Here is a 2,279-nt window from a genome sequence, read left to right as displayed (position 1 = left end):
CTAAATTGTTAAAGAACGTTGCCGTTTCCGGCTGCTTCATCTCGAAGCGAGGCGCGTATTATACGCCTTAAGTTTTTAGTGTCAACACTTTTTGAAAACTAATTTTCGAAGCGTGTAACTCTTAAAACTGCTTCTGTGTCGTTGTTGCCAACTCCCCGAAGCGAGGCGCGCATTCTACGTGAATCTTTTCCTAGATCAACACCTTTATTTAAGTTTTTTTCTAAGTGATTACTATTTGATTAATTTGCTCATAAATACCGCTTAACGATTAAAAATAAGCCATTAAAAGAGGGGCTACTTCACTTAACCTTTATAGATTGATGCGTGACAACGCAAAACCGATTTCAAAATATTGTCCATACGCTTATGCTTTTTACCTGTCTATTAATGAATAGGTACCGTGATTCGTTGTATTTTTTGATAACTGGTACGTTGACGCAAACAAAAACGAATAGGTCGTGCGCTAATACCAATGAAAATACGCAACGCCTTTGTAAGAATAAACGCGCGTTATGCGTCATATAGTTAAGTTAGCTTATCTACTTAGACTTGTAATGCACTTCATCTCTATACACATATAGACAGTAGCGTTGACAAATATGGGTGTAGGAAACTAACTTCAATAACACACCAACACCCCAATCAATAAGAACCCAGGTATACGGTATAGTATGGTCTTGTTTGCATGTTGTTATATAAAGGTGCAAGGCATTGATGTTTTAAGACCTAGCTATTTTTATTCACGAGTTGCTCTAGTAGCCGTTCAATTCGCTTAGTACTTTCTAATAAAAGCGCCATGTCATTACTCGGGGCTGCACTGTGTTGCATTGGTACACTTTTATTCGTCGTAACCTTGTCTTTTTGACTTAATATCGTCTCGCGAAAACCTATTGCATCGTCAATTCCTATCAGCGAGACCAATGCGCCATCAGATGACTGACCTGCCGTTTCAAACGATAGCCTATATAGATTAAACATACGCATAAGCGGGCCTTGTATAAGTGCGACGTCTGTAATCTTTTCTAAAGGAATGGATTTCTCTTCTTTATTGAAGATCCCTCTTTTTACTACCAATTTGCGTTCGGTAATGATGGCAGACATGGCCGCGATGGACCTTCCCGCTATAATATAAAAAAGAGGGATAGAAATAATAAGTAGTGGTATACCGACAACGGTTAACGTAGAAAATAATAAAAGGCTTATTAGCCAATATGTTTTAACCGACGGATTAAACGTGGCTTGTAATACGATATTGTCAGACATGCGCGTCCTTGTGAATTTAGCGTTTGATAATAGAAAGGTTATTTCTATGACCATAGCGAGATTTAAACACGTTGTCATACACTATATGTAACAGAGTATAGTCAACCACAGTATTAGCGATAGCCTGGTACCCAACATAAATAATGCGTAATCACTGGAGCTGTAATTTTAGCTTTAGTGAACCCGTAGTTCATCAAGGGTTAATACCATCCAACCACTTATATAAATATTACGAGGCCTTCTTGCATTATATATGGCGCCTGATCTGACAAATGCGTTAATTGCATCCTGCGTTAACACTAACTCATCTTTGCGGTAATAATTTCTAAGTAGCAATGCTTTATCGAATTTTGCATGTTCAGCTGGCGACACAGGGGTGCTGTGAGCAATATTGCCAACCTTAAATGTATAGTGTCCATCGTTAATGTTTAACAGTTTTAGTGGTACGTATCGAAAACGCATGTCGGATTCACTATCAATTGCACGGTAATCTATATAGAAAAAATCGTTTACTTGTGGCGCTGCCAGGACACGCTCTTTTTCGTTAACCTCTATGATATGCGTACTGATATAGAACATTGCAGCAAAAACAATCAATACTATTTCTATGTGGGCTTTAAAACCGTCTATGAATAACCGAACGTCGTGGTTACCTTTTGCATAGTGAGTTGAGTGTACTGGCGTTACTGGAAGGGTATTCATAGTTAACCTTTATCAATCCGTGATCATTGACTGATAGTAGTACAGGTTTTATGCGTAGTACAAATTACTAAGGTGGGGAGATAAGCGCGCTTATGCCAATTTGACTTGATTCATTTAGCATAAATGGCAACGAACATGCGCCGTCTTCGATATGAATGTTATTGTTCGTAAAAAAAAGCCCCTGTCATTAGACAGGGGCTTTTTTTGCTTGTTTTATGCTTAAGCCGTATGCTCATACCGGCAAACAGTAGACATTTATGATGATCTCATGCCCACTTTTCTTTAACGCCTAAAAGCAAAAAACCCGCCATAAG

General features: G+C 38.5%; 2 protein-coding genes. Both read right to left on the bottom strand.

Annotated elements, in window-relative coordinates:
* Window positions 1-726 precede the first annotated feature (726 nt).
* Entirely contained in the window at window positions 727-1,263 is a 537-nt protein-coding gene (locus AC27EZ_RS18060; protein WP_487136654.1) for a PH domain-containing protein, read from the bottom strand.
* Between the two features lie 174 nt (window positions 1,264-1,437).
* On the bottom strand, window positions 1,438-1,965 hold the full coding sequence (locus AC27EZ_RS18055; RefSeq protein ID WP_487136653.1) for a hypothetical protein: 528 nt from the start codon (window positions 1,963-1,965) through the stop codon (window positions 1,438-1,440).
* Window positions 1,966-2,279: the final 314 nt, after the last annotated feature.

It is taken from the genome of Alteromonas sp. 4NH20-0056, from assembly GCF_057539655.1.
This window is presented reverse-complemented; position numbering and strand designations above follow the sequence as displayed.

Excerpts from the sequence above, each read along its gene's own strand:
- AC27EZ_RS18055 (WP_487136653.1), bottom strand. The coding sequence starts at position 1,965 with ATGAATACCCTTCCAGTAACGCCAGTACACTCAACTCACTATGCAAAA.
- AC27EZ_RS18060 (WP_487136654.1), bottom strand. The coding sequence starts at position 1,263 with ATGTCTGACAATATCGTATTACAAGCCACGTTTAATCCGTCGGTTAAA.